Origin of the sequence: Cohnella hongkongensis (genome assembly GCF_042654645.1) — a bacterium.
Lineage (GTDB): Bacteria > Bacillota > Bacilli > Paenibacillales > Paenibacillaceae > Cohnella > Cohnella hongkongensis.
The window spans coordinates 297,025-313,709 of sequence record NZ_JBHSEP010000004.1; the positions used below are offsets into that span (position 1 = coordinate 297,025).

The following is a 16,685-nucleotide window of genomic DNA, read 5'->3' on the forward strand; positions in this document are numbered from 1 at the left end:
AATTTTTTGGAGGGATGAACAGTTGGCTGTGCAATTGAAGGATATCGCCAAGCGTCTTAATATTTCGATCTCGACTGTATCCAGAGTCATTAACGGTACGGGCAGAGTCAATAAAGACACGCGAGAGCTGATTCTCAAGACGATTAAGGAAATGGGGTACCAGCCGAACGAAGTCGCTCGCAGCTTGAAGCGAAAGAGCGCCAATACGATCGGCGTCATCGTGCCGGACATCTCCAACAGCTTCTACGCCAGCGTGATCAAGGGCGTGGAGAAGGTGGCCCGGGAAGGCGAGCATTCCGTGATCGTCTGCAACAGCGACGAAGATATCCAGAAGGAGGAGGAGTACGTCCAGCTTATGCTGCAGAAGCAGGTGGCCGGGTTGGTCATCGCCACTGTGGGCGGAGATCCGCAGCTGTTCGAGCAGTACAAGAGCTCCGGCATTCCTTTCGTCTTTTTCGATAACCTGCCGAATACGGAGGAGAACTTCGATATCGTCACGATTGACAACGTCAAGGCGGGCTACGAGCTGGCGAAGCATCTGGTGGAGCAGGGCCACGAGAAACTGGCGATTCTGACCGGTCCGCAGCATCAGTCGTCCGCCGCCGAGCGTCTGCAGGGATTCCGCAAGTGTCTGGAGGAGAACGGGCTGTCCGTACGCGACGAATGGGTCGGCGTCGGGGAGTTTCGCCGGGAGAGCGGCTACAAGATCATGAACGAGTGGCTGAAGCGGGACGAGCTTCCGACGGCGATCTTCGCCGCCAACGATTTCCTGCTCTACGGAGCGATCAAGGCGATTCTGGAGAAGGGGCTGAGCATTCCGCAAGATATCGCGGCGGTGTGCTTCGACGCTAACGACGAGACCGGGCTGATCCGGCCGCAGATTACTTCGGTGATCCAGCCGGCGGATTTGATCGGAACGATCGCGGGAGAAATCATTCTGAGAAAGGAGAAGAACAAGAACAGGCCGGTGTTCGAGAAGATCGTGCTCGAACCGAAATTAATCATCAACGAATCCAGTCAAAAGCGTATCGGGGGATGACGACATGAACGACAGCCAGGGGAAGAAGCAATGGGTATTTCCCGATTGCGAGCTGCCGCCGCCCGGCGAGCATCCGCTCGAGGGGCATGAATCGATTATCGTCTTGAACATGAACGAAGGCCAGGCGACAGTCCGCTTTACTTTATACTTCTCAGACCGCGAGCCGGTGGAAGGCATCTCGGCCGAGGTGGAGGGCCGGCGTGTCCGCTGCTTCCGGATGGACCGTCCGGAGGATCTCGGGGGCTACGCCGTGCCGAAGGAAACCCAGTATGCGGTCAAGCTGATCAGCGACGTTCCGGTCGTGGCCCAGTATGGAAGATTGGATACCCGACAGACGAATATGGCTTTCTATACGACGATGGGATTAAGCGTCTGACGGAGGGCGGACCAGGCGCGATTCCCCGCTTCGGGGACGCCGGGGCTGCCGACTTTCGAATCGGCAATACGGGCCAGCGGACTCTCCGCGGCCCGCAACAACATACAAGGAGGCAACATCTATGACAAAGGGTTGGGTTAAGTCGTTCTCCGCAGTAATGGCGCTGGCGCTTGTGTTGGTTGGCTGTTCGAATTCCGGCAAGGATAACGATGGGACCGGAGGCGCGGCGAGCGGCAGTCCGTCGGCGGAAGGCGATCAAATCGTCATCGGCGGAGCGATCATGAACCTTGGCTGGCCTTGGTATCAGGGCGCGATCGACGGGATGAACAACTATTCGGCGAAGTCGGGCAAAAATCTGAAGCTGCAATTCGAGGACGGCAAGTTCGACATCAACACCCAGATCACCCAACTGGAGAACATGGCACAGCTGGGCGCCAAAGGAATCGTCGTCTTCCCGGTCGACGGCAAAGCGATCATCCCTACGATGGTGAAGCTGCACGAGCAAGGCGTCAAGATCGTTGTGGGCGATTACCCGCAATCCCCGGATAATCCGGAAGACGCGGTTTGGGAGACATTCGTCGGCCACGACTTTAAGGAAATGGGTAAAGCTGCGGGCGAGGTTGCCGTAAATTATTTGAATACTCTGAATAAAGACAACCCGAACGTCGTCTATTTGTCCGTTCCTGCTTCCGGACAAGCGTCCGTCGACCGCTTCGAGGGGTTCTCGAGCGTGATCAAGGAGGCGTTCCCGAATGCCGTCGTGATCGAAGAAGGAGATCCGAAAGGGGATCGCAACTCCGCTCAGACGCTGTTCGAGAACGTTCTTCAGAGGAACAAATCGATTGACGTCGTCAGCGGCCACAACGACGCTCTGGTTCTCGGAGCCTACAATGCCGCGGTCAGCGCGAACCGGGACAAGGAAGTGAAGTTCATCGGGCTCGCCGGGGACAAGGAGGTGCTGCAGTATATTCAGGACGGCAATCCGGCCTGGATCGGAGAAGTGCTGCAGGATCCGGTCGTGTTGGGCGAAGTAGCGCTGGAGGCGCTGATGGCCGCCCTTGACGGCAACGATCTTGAAGAGACGACGCCGCTGCCGAAGCCCGAGACGATCACGCCGGACAACATTAACGATTACGATTGGCAAAGCTGGTCCTGGCTGGGGAATTAAACGGAACGAGCGGGAGGGAGCTGCGCATGCGGTTCCTTCTCCCCCGCCGAGAGAGACGCGAATAGACGAGACAACGAGGAGGAAGAAGCGATGCGCGCACTTCTGCTGCCGGAACCGAAAAAGGCGGTCTTCGGAAAAGGAACGACCGGCCGATTCGTCGGCTGGAATCTGATCGTGTCGGACATCGGGTCTGCCGATTTCGACGCGAAGGAAATCGCGGAGATGAAGCTGTGGAACTACCCGGACCTGGCGGTTCGGGTCAACGCCGCCGATCCTCTGTATATCGGCGTTCGGCTGAGCGATTGGCTGCCGCAAGACGATAGCGGAATCGATCGTCCGGACCTGTACGAGAAACAAGGGTTTGTCCTCCGGGTGAGAGACGGTTCGGTCGAGATCGGCTTCGCCCGCCGGGACGGCTACGTGAACGCCCTGTCTACGCTGAAGCAGCTGCTCGTCAAGCACGGAGAAGGCGGCTATACGCTGCCGGAAGCGGACATTCTCGACTGGCCTTCGATCGAGAAACGTTCCGTGTCCAACACGTTCGCCTGGTATGCCGGCTACGGCCGGATCGGATTCGACATGCAGCTTTGGGGCTACGACGAATGGGTCGAATACCTGAACGTCTGCTCCGATCTGAAAATCAACCAGTTTAACATGTGCATGTACGGCTATTGGCCGTTCCGGTTCGACGAATATCCGGAAACGACGCTTCAGGGCTACAAGATGAAAGTATGGAACGAAGAGAGCCGCAACTGGATCGAGATCGCCTATACGCATCCGAACATCTCCGACGAATTTCTGCCGCGATTGTTCGCGTACGGCCGCAAGCTTGGCATTGATTTCTTCGCCTACATCGGTCTGAACAGCTATAACGGCGGGTATCCGAGCATCTACAAGGACAAGCGGATGGTTTTGCCCAAAGACGGAAAGTTCGTAAACGATTTCGATACGCTCTGCCTAAGCAAGCCGGAGAACATCGCTTATTTGAAGGCTGCCGTTCGGCGCGTCGTGCAGCTCGGCTTCGACGGCATCGATTTCGAGGAGAGCGAGGAATCCTACTGGTTCTGCAATTGCGACGCCTGTGCCGAAACGTTCATGAAAAACCGGACGCCGGCGGAAGCGAAGCACAAGGCCAACTTCTGGCTGCTGAACACGCTCTACGAGGAGATCAAGGACGAGAACCCGGATTGCGTCGTTGGCGTGCGCGCCTGGCGCGAGCCGCCGCTGGAGAAGGATCGGGCGTATCTGGAAGATTGCAAGCGGAGCATCCCGGAGGATGTCGTTCTGTTCTGGGCGCCGGGATTGTACGTCTCCGACGACGAGTTCCCGAAGTGGGTCGACGTGTTCGGCAAGGAACGGATCTGGGCCCGGGATACGGAGGCGAACGCGGTCGCCTCGACGATGGGAAGGCTGATGCGCATCTTCAAGACGAATGTCATTCGCGCCGACGAGGAGACGAACCACCAGTATATCGAGAAGGATATCGACATGCACATCGATTCCGTCAAGTACGGGGTCAAGGGCATTAACGGATACATGTTCGAATGGTACGGGTACTTCCTGAATCTGTACGCCCACGCCTACTACGGCTGGGGCTCGACGAAGGATCACGAGATGTTCTACCGCTATTCCGTGGAGGCGGTCTTCGGCCCGGAACTGGTCGACGACATTCTGTACGTGCTGCGCAACATGCTGACGATTCATGAAAGCCAGTTCAATCTGTTTCCGACGGAGTTTCCGTTCCTGCGCAACAAGGTGAAAGCCGAGGATATCCCGGTCATTCAGGAAGCGATTCGGGATTGGCCGGAAATCGGGTCGAGAATTCGCCGAATAAAGAACGCAGTCGCCGGCAACGAGCGGCTGAAGATCTATGTCAAGCATTTCGACAAGATCGAGAACGCCCACGAGCGCAACCGCATCATCTACGATCTGGCTCTGGCATCGATCAAATACGACCAAGCCGCCACGACGGAGGACAAGCGGACATTCCTGCTGGAGATGGACCGGTTGAACGAGTTGGATTTCGACTGGGTGAAGAAGATGTATTTCGACGTCAATCCGGTCGACGAAACGGGGATGCCCTCATGTATGTATCCGTACCACGAGCTGAAGAGGGTCATTCGCAACGAACTGGACCCCGGCAACCGGAACGACAGGCAGATTTTCCTGGGCGTCGAAGCGTTCGGCTGGCTGTGGCTATAGGAAGGGGAGCAAGCGAATGAAAGACGGCATTCACGTGATCTTCGGCTTCGATATGGAGACGGATGTCGGCAGCTTCACGCCATACTACGATGGCGTGAAGAATGCGACCGGCCCGCTCGTCGAGCTATTCGACAAGAAAGGGATTAAAGGAACGTTCTATTATACAGGCGACGCCGCCCGCCGCAATCCGCAGAGCGTCGAGCTCGTCAAGGCGAGCGGCAACGAGGTCGGCTGCCACTCGCTGTTTCACGAGACGGTCGGGGATGAGCTGTTCCCGATTCCGGGCGTCGTGCCGCTTCTGCCGGAAGAGGTGCCGCTTCGCATCGAGAAGGCGACGGAATGGGTGCAGCAGGTGCTGGGAAGCCAGCCGGTGTCGTTCCGCGCTCCCCGTCTCTGGGGCTCGACGCCGCTGCTTAATGCGTTGGAGCGGCTGAACTACGTATCCGACGCGTCTTACCCGATGTATTTCTACCGGGAGAGATTCGTACCGTACCACCCGAGCAAGGACGACTGGACGAAGGAAGGCGACATGAACATCGTCGAGATTCCGAACTTCGCCGATATGGTCATGCAGAGCAACGACCCGGGGCTGGAGCGGGATCGCGATCAGTGGCCGCTGTTCCGGACGAAAAGCGCGGACGAGCTGATGAAGCGAGTCGACGGATTCGTAAAGTTTTTGCAGGATCGCCGTCTGCCCGTCGTGCTCTGCTTCTACTTCCATCCGTGGGAGTTCATTCCGATCCGGGAGAGCTATCACTATGGCGAGGCGACGGTAACGCCGGACCGATTCCTGACGCTCGGATGCGGGGAGAAGGCGATGAAGGAATTCTCGATCCTGATCGACAGGTTGAAGGATAGAGGCTCGACGTTCCACCGCGCGGACGATTTCGCCGCCCTGTGGAGCCGTTCCGGGAAGGCGGGAGTCGGATGAGCGGGCCTGCGGAGCAATCGGTTATCGAGCTGCGCAACGTCTCCAAGTCGTTCCCCGGAGTTCGCGCGCTGGACGGCGTTTCGTTCAGCCTGCGCCCCGGCGAGTGCCGCGCGCTGGTCGGGGAGAACGGGGCGGGCAAGTCGACTTTGGCGAAAATCATCATCGGCCACTATACGCCTTCCGAGGGCGCGGTATACGTCGGGGGGACGAACGTCACCGAGAGAGGCGGCTACAACGTCCGCAGCTCGCAGGCGATGGGGATTGCGGTCGTGCATCAGGAGCTGCAGCTTATTCCCGAAATGAACGGTCTGGAAAATCTGTTTATCGGCAGCTATGAGAAGCGGTTCGGGCTAGTTAACCGGAAGGCGATGAAGCGCAAGGCCGAAGAGATCATGGACTTCCTCGGAACGAGCGTCGATCTGACGGTGCCGGTTAAGGAGCTGCGCATGGCGGAGAAGCAGATCATCCAGCTCGCCAAGGCGGTGTCGATGCAGGCGAAGATGATCATCATGGACGAACTGACGGCTGTGCTGCAGGAGAAAGAGATCGAGAACATCTACCGCATTATCCGCGTGCTAAAGCAGCGGGGCATGGGCGTCATTTATATCTCTCACAGGCTGGACGAAATCTTCGAGGTGTGCGACACCTATACGGTGCTGTGCGACGGCCGAATGATTCATTCGGGCGACGTGGCGGACGTGGACAAGGATCGGCTGATCGAGATGATTATCGGCCGGGAGATGACGCAGATTTTTCCCCCGTTGAACGAGAAATTCGGAGAACCGATGCTGGAGCTGAAGGGCTTCAGCTCGGACAAGGCGTTTCGCGGCATCGACCTGACCGTGCGAGCCGGGGAAGTCGTCGGCATCGCCGGGCTGGTCGGCGCCGGCAAGACGGAGCTGCTGAACGCGATCTTCGGCAATTACAAGACGACGGGCGGAGAGATGTACTGGAAGGGAGAGCGGGTGAAGTTCAGGAAGCCCGAGGCGGCCATTCGCAAGGGAATCGGCCTCGTGCCCGACGAGCGCAAGCAGCTTGGGCTTGTGATGAACTTCAACGTCGTCCACAATATTACGCTTCCTTCGCTGAAGCGTTTCAAGAGAGTGACGATGCAGCACAGGAAGGAACGGGAGCAAGCCAATCGGGTGGCTCAGCTCATGCGCGTCAAGGCGACGTCCCAGCAATCGGTCGTGAAGCTCAGCGGAGGCAACCAGCAGAAAATCGTCATCTCCAAATGGGTGCTGGCGGACTCTGAGCTGTTCCTGTTCGACGAGCCGACCCGGGGAATCGACGTCGGGGCGAAGGCGGAGATCTACAAGCTGATCGCCGAGCTGACCGCGAAGGGCAAGTCCGTCATTATTGTGTCGCCGGAGCTGGAGGAACTGATCGGAACGTGCCACCGCATCTACGTCATGTTCGAGGGCGAGTTCCAGACTTGCGTATCCGGCGAGCAGAAAACGCAAAGCCATATCATTAGCAAGCTGCTGGGGGTGTGACCGTGGAAGCGACAAGTCAACAACAGAGGAGTCTAGTGCCGGGGGCGGCATTCACCTCGTTTTTCAAAGAGTGGGCCATTCTGTTCATCTTCGTCGGGCTGTTCGCAGCCTGTTCGATCTTCGTGGACGGATTTTTCAACGGCAACAACATCTTGAACATCGTCCGTCAAATCTCGTTTCTCGCGATTATCGCCCTGGGGCAGTTTTTCGTCATTCTAATCGGCGGCATCGACATGTCGGCTTCCTCGTCGATCGGCTTCACCAGCGTCCTGCTGGCCGGGCTCGTGCATTGGGAGAACGTGCCGATCGCCCCGGCGATCCTTATCGTTCTGCTGGCCTCCGTCGTCGTCGGATTCGTGAACGGGCTGATGGCGGTATACGGCAAGATTCCCGCCTTCATCGCCACGCTGGTCACGATGATCGTGCTCAAGGGTGTAAACTATCTCTACAGCAACAGCATTCCGATCTCCGGTCTGCCGGCCGGGTTCAAAAATCTCGGAGCGGGCTATATCGGGCCGATTCCGACGCCGATCGTCATTCTGGCGGTCATCGCGGTCGCCTGCTACGTCTTCACGATGCACACCGCGACGGGCAGAAGCATCTATGCAGTGGGCGGCAACGAGGAGGCGAGCCGTCTCTCGGGCATCAACACGAACAAGATCAAGATGATCGCCTTCATACTGGGGAGTCTCCTGACGGCGATCGGAGCGATTCTGATCACGTCGAGAACGATGGCCGGCCAGCCGACGCTCGGAGAAAATATGCTGTTCGACGTCATCACGGTAGTCGTGCTGGGCGGAACGTCGCTGTCGGGCGGCCGGGGCAAGGTCGTCGGCGTCGTGATCGCGGCTCTCATCCTCGGGATTATCGATAACGCGATGGTGCTTCTTGGCATCGGCTCGTACTGGCAATGGATCATTAAAGGACTTATTCTTGCGGCCGTCGTTCTGATCGATGCCAAAACCAAAAAAGATTAAAGGAGATATGCGCCATGGCAGCTAGAGTATGTATACCGGACTACGAATATCAAGAGAGAATTCAGCGAGCGGCGAAGCTGATTGAGCAGCAGGGGCTGGATGTGCTGATCGTCAATTCCAATGAGGCGGACTACGCCAACGTGCGGTATTTCAGCGGCTTCTGGCCGCTGTTCGAGAGAGCGGGCGTGGCGATTACGCCTGCGGGGGACGCGGCTCTGCTCGTCGGACCGGAGAGCACGATCTATGCGAGCGACTTCGGCAAGATCGACAAAATCTTTACGCTGATGGAATATCGGGAATCTGCGAACCCGAGCTATCCCGAGCTGAAGCCGGATACTTACCGCGATGTGTTCAAGGCGCTCGGCGTGGTCGGCTCGAAGCTGAGAATCGGCGTCGCCAGCCTGCTCGATACGAGCGTCGTGATGATGGAAGGGCTGAGAAGCAACTTCCCGGAAGCGGAGATCGTCGGTGCAGACGAGATCATGGTGTCCTTGCGCCGCATCAAGTCCGAGAACGAGCTGGCCTGCATGCGCGAAGGCTTCCGCATTACCGAGCTGGCGACACAGGAAGTTATTCGCACGATCCGTCCCGGCGTTACCGAGACGCAAATGGTCGGGGTGGCGCAGAGGGTCATCTACGAGAACGGGGCCGAGTACGAAGGGCTTCCGATGTATATCTTCAGCGAGAAGTCGACCCGGCACGCGATTTCCCGATCGTCGCACCGAATCATCGAGAAGGGCGATATTGTACAGTTGAACCTGTCGGCCAAGGTGGACGGCTACTCTCCGAGCATCGGCATGCCGATCAGCCTGGGCAAGCTGACGCCGGAGCGCCGCGCGGTGATCGAATTCGGGCTGAAGGCGCACGAATGGACGCAGGCGAACCTGAAGGCGGGCATTCTGGCAAGCGATGTGGCGAAAGGTTTCCTGCAGTTCTTCAGGGACAACGGGTACGAGAAAAACTATCTGTACGGGCCGTGCCACGGTACGGGCATGATCGAGGTCGAGGCGCCGTGGATGGAGACCTCGTCGGACTACCTATTGGAGCCGAACATGACGTTCCAGATCGACACGTTCGTGACGACGGACACGTTTGGCATCCGTTGGGAGAAGGGGGCCGTCATTCGGGAGGGCGGCAGCGAGCTGCTGTGCAGCCCGATCGGCACGATTCACGAATTGGAGTTTTAAGTGAAAGCCGGCCCGGCTTAACGGGCCGGCTGACTCCATGTTGTGAGGTTAAGCAATCGGTCAAAAAGCAGCCTGGCAGGAATCGTCCCAGTTGATCAACGCCACTGGAGTTGGACAAGTTTCGGGAAATGTTCATGCGAGAGGTGTTCTGACGGTCATCGCGAACAAAGGCCAACTCGCGCGAGCTCGGGCCAACCCCTGACAGTCCAAGCCAGGCCAACTTGCGCCAACCCACCAACCCCCGCTAGCCCACCAACCTACACCAATTCACCAACCTTCGCTTACCCACCAGCTAACCCACCAGCTAACCCACCAGCTAACCCACCATCCTACGCTGCCCACCAACCCACTCCAGCCCACCAACCTACGCAAACACACTCCCACTCGCGCCAACACACGCCATCTCTCTAACGTAACGGTTGCCAGAGCCGCTAATCGTGCCGTTTTCGCAATATGGAGATTGTAACGGTTGCAGCAGCGGCTATTTCAGCTGAAAACGTGTCGTTTCGCTCGATAACCCCTAAATAAGCGCGATGGCAACCGTTAGCTTATTCTTTTTCGAGAAAACGATTGATTAAGCGCCACTGCAACCGTTAGACGCTGAAGGCAGGATCCGCGCCGTCAAGCGCATTCGACAACGGCTTAACCTGACAACATAGCCGGCCAATTCCGTCCGCCCGCGACTCCCCCCGCCCGCGACTCTCTCCGCCCGCGACTCCCTCCGCCCGCGACTCCCCCCGCCCGCGACTCCGCCCGAGCGCCGCGGCCTCCGGAAGAAGTAGCGCTAGGCCTCTCCCTGTCATCGCCGCGCTTTGCGCAAGGCGGAGAAGGAGTCGCAGTCGTCTTCATTTCATCTTCATGAAACCTTCATCTGAACTTCATGTTAAAGCGAGACTCCTATGCTAGAATTAATTTATATTTAGATTAAGTATAAATTACAAGGAGGCTTTTTGATGAACACGAATATGACGACCCCTCTGACCGTGAGCGCTGTTTTGAACCGGCAAATCGCCAACTGGACCGTTCTCCATATGAAGCTTCACCACTATCACTGGTATGTGAACGGACCGCAATTTTTTACGCTGCATGCGAAGTTCGAGGAGCTGTACACCGAGGCTGCGGCTCATATCGACGTCCTGGCGGAAAGGCTGCTGGCCATCGGAGGCCGCCCCGTTGCGACGCTGGCCGACAGCTTGCGCCTGTCTACCGTTCGAGAAGCGGGCGGGGACGAATCGGCCGAGTGGATGGCGCAGACGGTGGCGGCGGATTACGCCCAGTTGGCGGGAGAGCTGCGCCAGGGCATTCAAGTCGCCGAAGCCAACGACGATGAGGATACGGCGGATCTGCTGCTCGGGATGAAAACCGGTCTGGAGAAGCACGCCTGGATGCTGAACGCGTTCGCCGGACGCTAAGTCCGAAGTTCGGTTGCGAAGCGCGAAGGGCCGAATTACAATAGACGGATAGGAGGTGAGCATCATGGTCTCTTCTGTTCGTCCGATCGGTCCTCCGCGTTTTGCGGTATCCGTTCATATTCTGGTCGAGCTGGCGCGCAGCGGCTGCAATCTGTCGAGCACGACGATCGCGGGTCAGGTTCATTCCCACGCCACCTTCATGCGCAGAATTTTGGCGCGGCTGGCCCATGCCGGACTCGTCGAAGCCCGCGAAGGCCGGGACGGGGGCTACAGCCTGAAGCTGCCGGCCAGCCAGATCACGCTCGCTGACGTATACACGGCGATCCGGTGGGAGGGAGCGGAGGACGCCGAACGGGACGGCTGCGGAGAGAAAGCGGGGGCCGCTTACGGCGAACTCGACCGCAACGAACAGCTCGACCGGGCGTTAAGCGAGATTATGAACGAGCTGGACCGTCAGGCGATAGAGTATTTGCGCAAACACACCATCGCGAGCCTGATCTGACGACCGCCTAGTCGCGGGTTGGACTTGCTGGCGAGGCTGTTGAAATATGTACTTGGATCGGTGCAGTTACATCGAGATGAACTGCACCTTTTTATGATATAAACTGTGCCTCGGAAGATGGCAGTATTTGAGGTGGAGGCTTGAAGGACGCAAACGGCAGAGGTCGAAAAAAACAGGTTGACAGTCTGATCATTTTGTAATATCTTAAATTTAAGATAAATAAATTCGAGATAAATGATAAGCCAACCGAAAGGAGGAGGAAGCGATGACCGGGAACGAGCGGGATGCGTCGCTCGATCTGTTTATTGCTCTGAGCCGGGCAAGCCAGTGGGTGAACGCGCATGTCGACCGGGATATTAAGCGCTGCGGCTTAAACCGGACGGAGTTCGGCGTGCTGGAGCTGCTGTACCATAAAGGCTCTCAGCCGCTTCAGCAGATCGGAGGCAAGGTGCTTATGAGCAGCGGCAACATTACGTACGTCGTGGATAAGCTGGAGCAGAAAGGGCTGGTCCGACGAAGAGACTGCACGGAGGATCGGCGGCTGATCTACGCGGACATGACCGAAGCCGGCCGGAAATTAATCGACGACGTCTTTCCCAGACATGCGGAAATCATTCGCCAGGCAGTGAGCGGACTGGGGGAGGAAGAGAAGAGAACGGCCAGCGCGCTGCTCAAGAAGCTGGGTAAGGCGGCCGAAGAGGGATTTCGATAGAGGGCGGAACGTCGACTCTCTTTCTCTTTTGGACTTATATCTTTAATTAAAGATTCTTAAAATAAATCTAACCAAAGGCGGGATCAGCGATGGGAAACTTCGAAGATGTAGTCAAGAGCCGCAGGTCGGCGATGAAATTCGTGCCAGGCGCGGATATTACGGAGCAGGAGCTTAGCGACATGTTCAGTTTGGCGAAATTCGCGCCGTCGGCGTTTAATCTCCAGCATACGCACTACGTCGTCGTTCAAGATCCGGAAATCAAAAACAAGCTGCACGAGGCCGCCAACAAGCAGTTCAAGGTGCTCACCTCCTCTGCAGTTCTGATTGTGCTGGGCCATACTAAAGCTTACGAGGACGTCGGGGCGATCCATGAAGGGCTTCTGAACCTGGGCGTTATGAGCAAGCAGGAGTACGACATGACGGTCGAATCCGTTCTCTCCTTCTACCGGGAACGGGGAGAAGCATTCCAGCGCGAGGAGGCCATCCGCAACGCAAGCCTGTCGGCGATGCTGTTTATGCTGATCGCCAAGGACAGAGGCTGGGACACTTGCCCGATGATCGGCTTCGATCCCGGAGCCGTCGCGGCGGCGTTAAAGCTCCCCGAAACATACGTACCGGCCTTGATGATCACGATCGGCAAAGAGGACTCCTCGAGCCAGAGACCCCGCGGATATCGCAAGCCCGTCGGCGAGTTCGTCAGCTACGACACATTTTGAATCGAAACGAGCGGAGGAGAGGCGCATCATGAAACAGCGAACTTCAGGGATTCACCATGTCACGGCTTTTGTCAGACAGGCGCAGGCTACGGTCGATTTTTACTCGGGTGTGCTGGGCTTAAGGCTGGTGAAAAAAACGGTTAACTTCGACGCTCCGGAGGTGTACCACCTGTACTTCGGCAACGAGGAGGGCCGTCCGGGGACGGTGATCACGTTCTTCCCGTGGCCGACCTCGCGCAAGGGGCGCATCGGAGGCGGGCAGGTCGGGACGACCTCGTACGCCGTTCCGCCCGGCGCGCTTGACTTCTGGCAGGCGCGGTTGGAGAAGCTCGGCGTGGCTGCGGCGGAGGCGAGCCGGTTCGGCGAGCGGGTGTTGCAGCTGGAAGATCCGGACGGCCTGAGAATCGAGCTGGTGGAACGCGAGGCCGGGCCGTCAAGCCGTTGGTCGTTCGGTGGCGTGTCCGCCGACAAGGCGATCAAGGGCTTCGGGGGAGCGGTGCTGCTCAGCATGGCTCCCGAGCGGACGGCCGAGGCGTTGGAACGGGTTATGGGCCTTCGCAGGATCGCGCAGGAAGACGGCTACGCGCGCTTCCAGGCGGCCGGAGAGCTCGGCAATCTCATCGACGTGAACGTCGCGCCGGTCGCCCCGGGCGCCGGAGGCGCGGGAACGGTGCACCACATCGCCTGGAGAGCGGCCGACGACGAGGATCATGCGCGCTGGAGAAGATGGGTCGGGGAGAACGGCTATCAACCGACCCCGTTCATCGATCGGCAGTACTTCAATGCCATTTACTTCCGCGAAGAAGGCGGCATACTGTTCGAAATCGCGACGGATCCGCCGGGCTTCGCCCGGGACGAGCCGGCGGAGACGATGGGAGAGAAGCTGATGCTGCCCGATTGGTTCGAGCCACACCGGGCCCAGATCGAGCAGGGCCTGCAGCCGATCGAAGTTCGCGTATTGGAGGAGGATCGTCCATGAAGCATCTTTACCGGCAAGGCGCCGATCCGGGCGCGCCGACGCTTCTGCTTCTGCACGGAACCGGGGGGACGGAGCGCGACTTGCTGCCGCTGGCCGAATCGATCTCTCCCGGCTCCTCGGTGCTGAGCGTCCGAGGCAGCGTGCTGGAGAACGGCATGCCGAGGTTTTTTCGCAGGGTGGCGGAAGGGGTGTTCGATCTGGAGGATCTTGAATTCCGCACGAGAGAGCTGCACGCCTTCCTCGACGAAGCGGCCGGGCAGTACGGCTTCGACCGCGGCAATCTGGTGGCGGTAGGCTACTCCAACGGGGCCAATATCGCCGGCAGCCTGTTGTTCTCCTATTCGGACTCCCTTCGGGGAGCCGCGCTCCATCACCCGATGGTGCCGCGTCGGGATCGGCAGCTTCCGGACCTCGCCGGCGTGGCGGTATTCATCGGGGCGGGGACGAACGATCCGATCTGCGCGCCGCAGGAGACCGGGGAGCTGCAGCAGATGCTGGAGAAGGCTGGAGCCGAGGTCGAGCTGCACTGGGAGAAGGCGGGGCATCGCTTGACGGCGAGCGAAGCCGCTGCGGCGGCGGATTGGTTCGCAAGACGCTTCGGGGGAGCCGAGCGGGAATGAGCGGCTTCCACCTCGCCGAGCCGGTTTGCCGGCAGCTCTTACCCGAAGCCGGGGACCGGTTCCCGATCGAACGGCCGATGCAGCATAGGCGCGAAATCAGGCAGCGGATGCCCGCTGTCTGTTTTTTTGTTTTCCGGGGACGGTTTTTGGGAAGGTTAGTACGGTGCATCTCATATTGGCGCTATCCGAAGGAGAGATTCATGGACACGAGACGACATCGCCCCTACGGGCGGCTGGACAACCAGACGCTGCTCCTGCTCGCGGTGAACGGCCTCTTTGCCCTGGCGACCGCTTTATCCGGCACTTATTTCGGAGTTTATATCTGGAAAGCCAGCAACGACTATTTCAAGCTGGGCTGGTTTACGCTGCTTACCCACCTCTGCATGGGGCTGACGTTCTGGATTGCCGGCAACGCGGCCAAGGAAGGCAATAAAATGGCTATCATGAGGGTGGGCGTCGGCTTTTCCGCCCTGTTCTACGCCCTCGTTCTTCTGCTAAAGGGCAGCGCCGTTCACTATATTTGGCTGCTCGGCCTCGTGCAGGGATTGGCGACGGGGTTGTTCTGGCTGGCTTACAACGTTGTCTACTTCGAGGCGACCGAGCCGGACAACCGCGACAAGTTCAACGGCTGGGCCGGAACGACCGGCTCTCTGATCGGGATCGTCGTCCCGTGGACCTCCGGGTGGCTGATCTCCCGACTCGGCGGAGAAGCCGGGTACCGCGCGATCTTCATTGCTTCGGCCTGCGTGTTCGTGGCGGCGATCGTCACCAGCTTCTTCATCCGCAACCGCAGGACGTCCGGAAGCTATACATGGCGCTGGCCGTACCGGCTGATGCGGGAAAGCGATTCCGACTGGCCTTCGGTCATGGGCGCGCTGGCCGCCCAAGGCGTCCGGGAGAGCGTATTCGGAGTCATCATCGGCATCCTGATCTATGTTCAGACAGGGAGCGAGATGAAGCTGGGCAACTTCATGCTGCTGACGTCTGCGGTCGGGTTCGCAAGCTTTCTCTGTACGGGAAAATGGCTCAAGCCCAAGTGGCGGTACAGGGCGATGCAGGTCGGGGCGATTGCCCTCATTGCGGTCATCCTTCCGATGTTCGCGGGCTTTAGCTACGCGACTCTGCTGGCTTTCGGACTGGGCGCGGCCTTGTTCTTCCCGCTTTATATTATGCCGATGACGGCGGTCGTCTTCGATCTGATCGGACGGAACGAGGAAAGCGCCGGGAGGCGGGTGGAGTATGTCGTGGCCCGGGAACTGGCGCTTAACGTCGGCCGCATCGCGGGTATGGCGATTTTTATGGGCGTAATCTCCGTCAGCAAAACGCCGCAGGCGATGAAATGGCTGCTGCTGGCGGTCGGCAGCTCGCCTCTGCTGAGCTGGTTGTTCATGCGGAAGGTGTTTGCGACGGAGGACGAGCCGGACGAGACGGTTGACATGGAACCAAAAGGTGTCCTATAATGAGCGGGAATAGGAAACCATAAGGTTTCCTTTCGGGGAGGAGAACGATCGATGACGCAGACCCGCGACAAGCTGCCGGATATCCGGCAGGTTCAACTGTTCAATGCGCCCATTGAGAAAGTGTGGGCGGCCGTCGCCACCGCGGAAGGAATCTCGGCCTGGTTTATGCCGAACGACTTCGAACCGGTCGTCGGCCACGAATTTCACCTCGACTCCGGTCCTTACGGCAAGTCGCCTTGCAAGGTGACCGAGGTCGATCCGCCGAACCGTCTGTCCTTTCACTGGGGCAGGGACTGGGTCATTACGTTCGAGCTGTCCGCCAGGGGCGATCAAACCGAATTCACTCTGATTCACGGCGGCTGGTCCGCGGAGGGCGCGACGGAGTTCGGCGAGCCTCACGACGTCGTTCGCGACCGGATGAACGGCGGCTGGGTCGGGCTGGTGAAGAAGCTGGGCGAATATGTTCAAGTCTGACTCGTCGTCGGCGGCGCAGAAGCACGATGTGTTCCAGGCGATCGCCGACCCGACCAGACGGGGGGTGCTCCGTCTGCTGACCGACCGGGAAATGCCGGTTAACGAGATCAGCAGCCACTTTCCGATGACTCGAACCGCCGTCTCCAAGCATCTGCGCATCCTGTCCGAGGCGGGGCTGGTCAAGGAGCGCAAGGTCGGACGGGAAACGCGGTACCGTCTTGACGCCGCTCCGCTCCGCGAGTTGAAGAGCTGGCTCGCTTTCTACGAACGCTTCTGGGAGAACAAGCTCGACGCGCTGAAACGTTATGTCGAGTCGGACAGCTGATCCGGACGCTCGGCGCCATGGCCGCTTCGCCGCGGGACGGCGAACCGGAGGGCTCGGAGTACGCGCGCCGTCGACGGGATCGACGTAAGCGGGCGACGAATGGAATGCG

At 58.8% G+C, this 16,685-nt stretch carries 17 protein-coding genes; all 17 read left to right on the forward strand.

Annotated features, from left to right (window positions below):
• The first annotated feature begins 28 nt into the window (after positions 1-28).
• The 17 genes from ACFO3S_RS08615 to ACFO3S_RS08695 all read left to right on the forward strand — a co-directional run bounded on the left by ACFO3S_RS08615 (position 29) and on the right by ACFO3S_RS08695 (position 16,576).
• On the forward strand, positions 29-1,039 hold the full coding sequence (locus ACFO3S_RS08615; RefSeq protein WP_378094536.1) for a LacI family DNA-binding transcriptional regulator: 1,011 nt from the start codon (positions 29-31) through the stop codon (positions 1,037-1,039).
• A 4-nt stretch (positions 1,040-1,043) separates the two neighbouring features.
• A complete protein-coding gene (locus ACFO3S_RS08620; RefSeq protein WP_378094405.1) occupies positions 1,044-1,415 on the forward strand; it encodes a sensory rhodopsin transducer in 372 nt (123 codons plus the stop codon).
• Between the two features lie 121 nt (positions 1,416-1,536).
• The gene (locus ACFO3S_RS08625) at positions 1,537-2,583 is read left to right on the forward strand and encodes a sugar ABC transporter substrate-binding protein (RefSeq protein ID WP_378094407.1); all 1,047 of its coding nucleotides are present in this window, start codon (positions 1,537-1,539) and stop codon (positions 2,581-2,583) included.
• A 90-nt stretch (positions 2,584-2,673) separates the two neighbouring features.
• Positions 2,674-4,785 (forward strand): glycoside hydrolase family 20 zincin-like fold domain-containing protein, encoded by a 2,112-nt coding sequence (locus ACFO3S_RS08630; protein ID WP_378094409.1) that lies wholly within the window; start codon positions 2,674-2,676, stop codon positions 4,783-4,785.
• 16 nt (positions 4,786-4,801) lie between these two features.
• On the forward strand, positions 4,802-5,716 hold the full coding sequence (locus ACFO3S_RS08635) for a polysaccharide deacetylase family protein (RefSeq protein WP_378094411.1): 915 nt from the start codon (positions 4,802-4,804) through the stop codon (positions 5,714-5,716).
• On the forward strand, positions 5,713-7,212 hold the full coding sequence (locus ACFO3S_RS08640) for a sugar ABC transporter ATP-binding protein (RefSeq protein ID WP_378094414.1): 1,500 nt from the start codon (positions 5,713-5,715) through the stop codon (positions 7,210-7,212). Before ACFO3S_RS08635 ends, ACFO3S_RS08640 begins: the two co-directional genes overlap by 4 nt.
• 2 nt (positions 7,213-7,214) lie before the next feature.
• Positions 7,215-8,189 carry an ABC transporter permease gene (locus tag ACFO3S_RS08645; RefSeq protein WP_378094416.1) on the forward strand — a complete coding sequence of 325 codons (975 nt, stop codon included), beginning with the start codon at positions 7,215-7,217 and terminating at the stop codon, positions 8,187-8,189.
• Positions 8,190-8,203: 14 nt separating this feature from the next.
• Entirely contained in the window at positions 8,204-9,376 is a 1,173-nt protein-coding gene (locus tag ACFO3S_RS08650; RefSeq protein WP_378094418.1) for a M24 family metallopeptidase, read from the forward strand.
• A gap of 953 nt (positions 9,377-10,329) precedes the next feature.
• Positions 10,330-10,788, forward strand: a complete 459-nt coding sequence (locus tag ACFO3S_RS08655; protein WP_378094420.1) for a Dps family protein — start codon at positions 10,330-10,332, stop codon at positions 10,786-10,788.
• A gap of 64 nt (positions 10,789-10,852) precedes the next feature.
• Entirely contained in the window at positions 10,853-11,290 is a 438-nt protein-coding gene (locus tag ACFO3S_RS08660) for an RrF2 family transcriptional regulator (protein ID WP_378094422.1), read from the forward strand.
• A 265-nt stretch (positions 11,291-11,555) separates the two neighbouring features.
• A complete protein-coding gene (locus ACFO3S_RS08665) occupies positions 11,556-12,002 on the forward strand; it encodes a MarR family winged helix-turn-helix transcriptional regulator (RefSeq protein ID WP_378094424.1) in 447 nt (148 codons plus the stop codon).
• Positions 12,003-12,091: 89 nt separating this feature from the next.
• Complete coding sequence (locus ACFO3S_RS08670) at positions 12,092-12,718, forward strand: nitroreductase family protein (RefSeq protein ID WP_378094426.1); 627 nt, start codon at positions 12,092-12,094, stop codon at positions 12,716-12,718.
• A 28-nt stretch (positions 12,719-12,746) separates the two neighbouring features.
• Complete coding sequence (locus ACFO3S_RS08675; protein WP_378094428.1) at positions 12,747-13,697, forward strand: ring-cleaving dioxygenase; 951 nt, start codon at positions 12,747-12,749, stop codon at positions 13,695-13,697.
• On the forward strand, positions 13,694-14,317 hold the full coding sequence (locus tag ACFO3S_RS08680) for an alpha/beta hydrolase (RefSeq protein WP_378094430.1): 624 nt from the start codon (positions 13,694-13,696) through the stop codon (positions 14,315-14,317). The genes ACFO3S_RS08675 and ACFO3S_RS08680 overlap by 4 nt, the downstream gene beginning before the upstream one ends.
• A gap of 200 nt (positions 14,318-14,517) precedes the next feature.
• A complete protein-coding gene (locus ACFO3S_RS08685; protein ID WP_378094432.1) occupies positions 14,518-15,777 on the forward strand; it encodes an MFS transporter in 1,260 nt (419 codons plus the stop codon).
• 51 nt (positions 15,778-15,828) lie between these two features.
• Positions 15,829-16,251, forward strand: a complete 423-nt coding sequence (locus ACFO3S_RS08690; RefSeq protein WP_378094434.1) for an SRPBCC family protein — start codon at positions 15,829-15,831, stop codon at positions 16,249-16,251.
• Positions 16,238-16,576, forward strand: coding sequence for an ArsR/SmtB family transcription factor (locus ACFO3S_RS08695; RefSeq protein ID WP_378094436.1), 339 nt, complete (start codon positions 16,238-16,240; stop codon positions 16,574-16,576). The genes ACFO3S_RS08690 and ACFO3S_RS08695 overlap by 14 nt, the downstream gene beginning before the upstream one ends.
• Positions 16,577-16,685 lie beyond the last annotated feature (109 nt).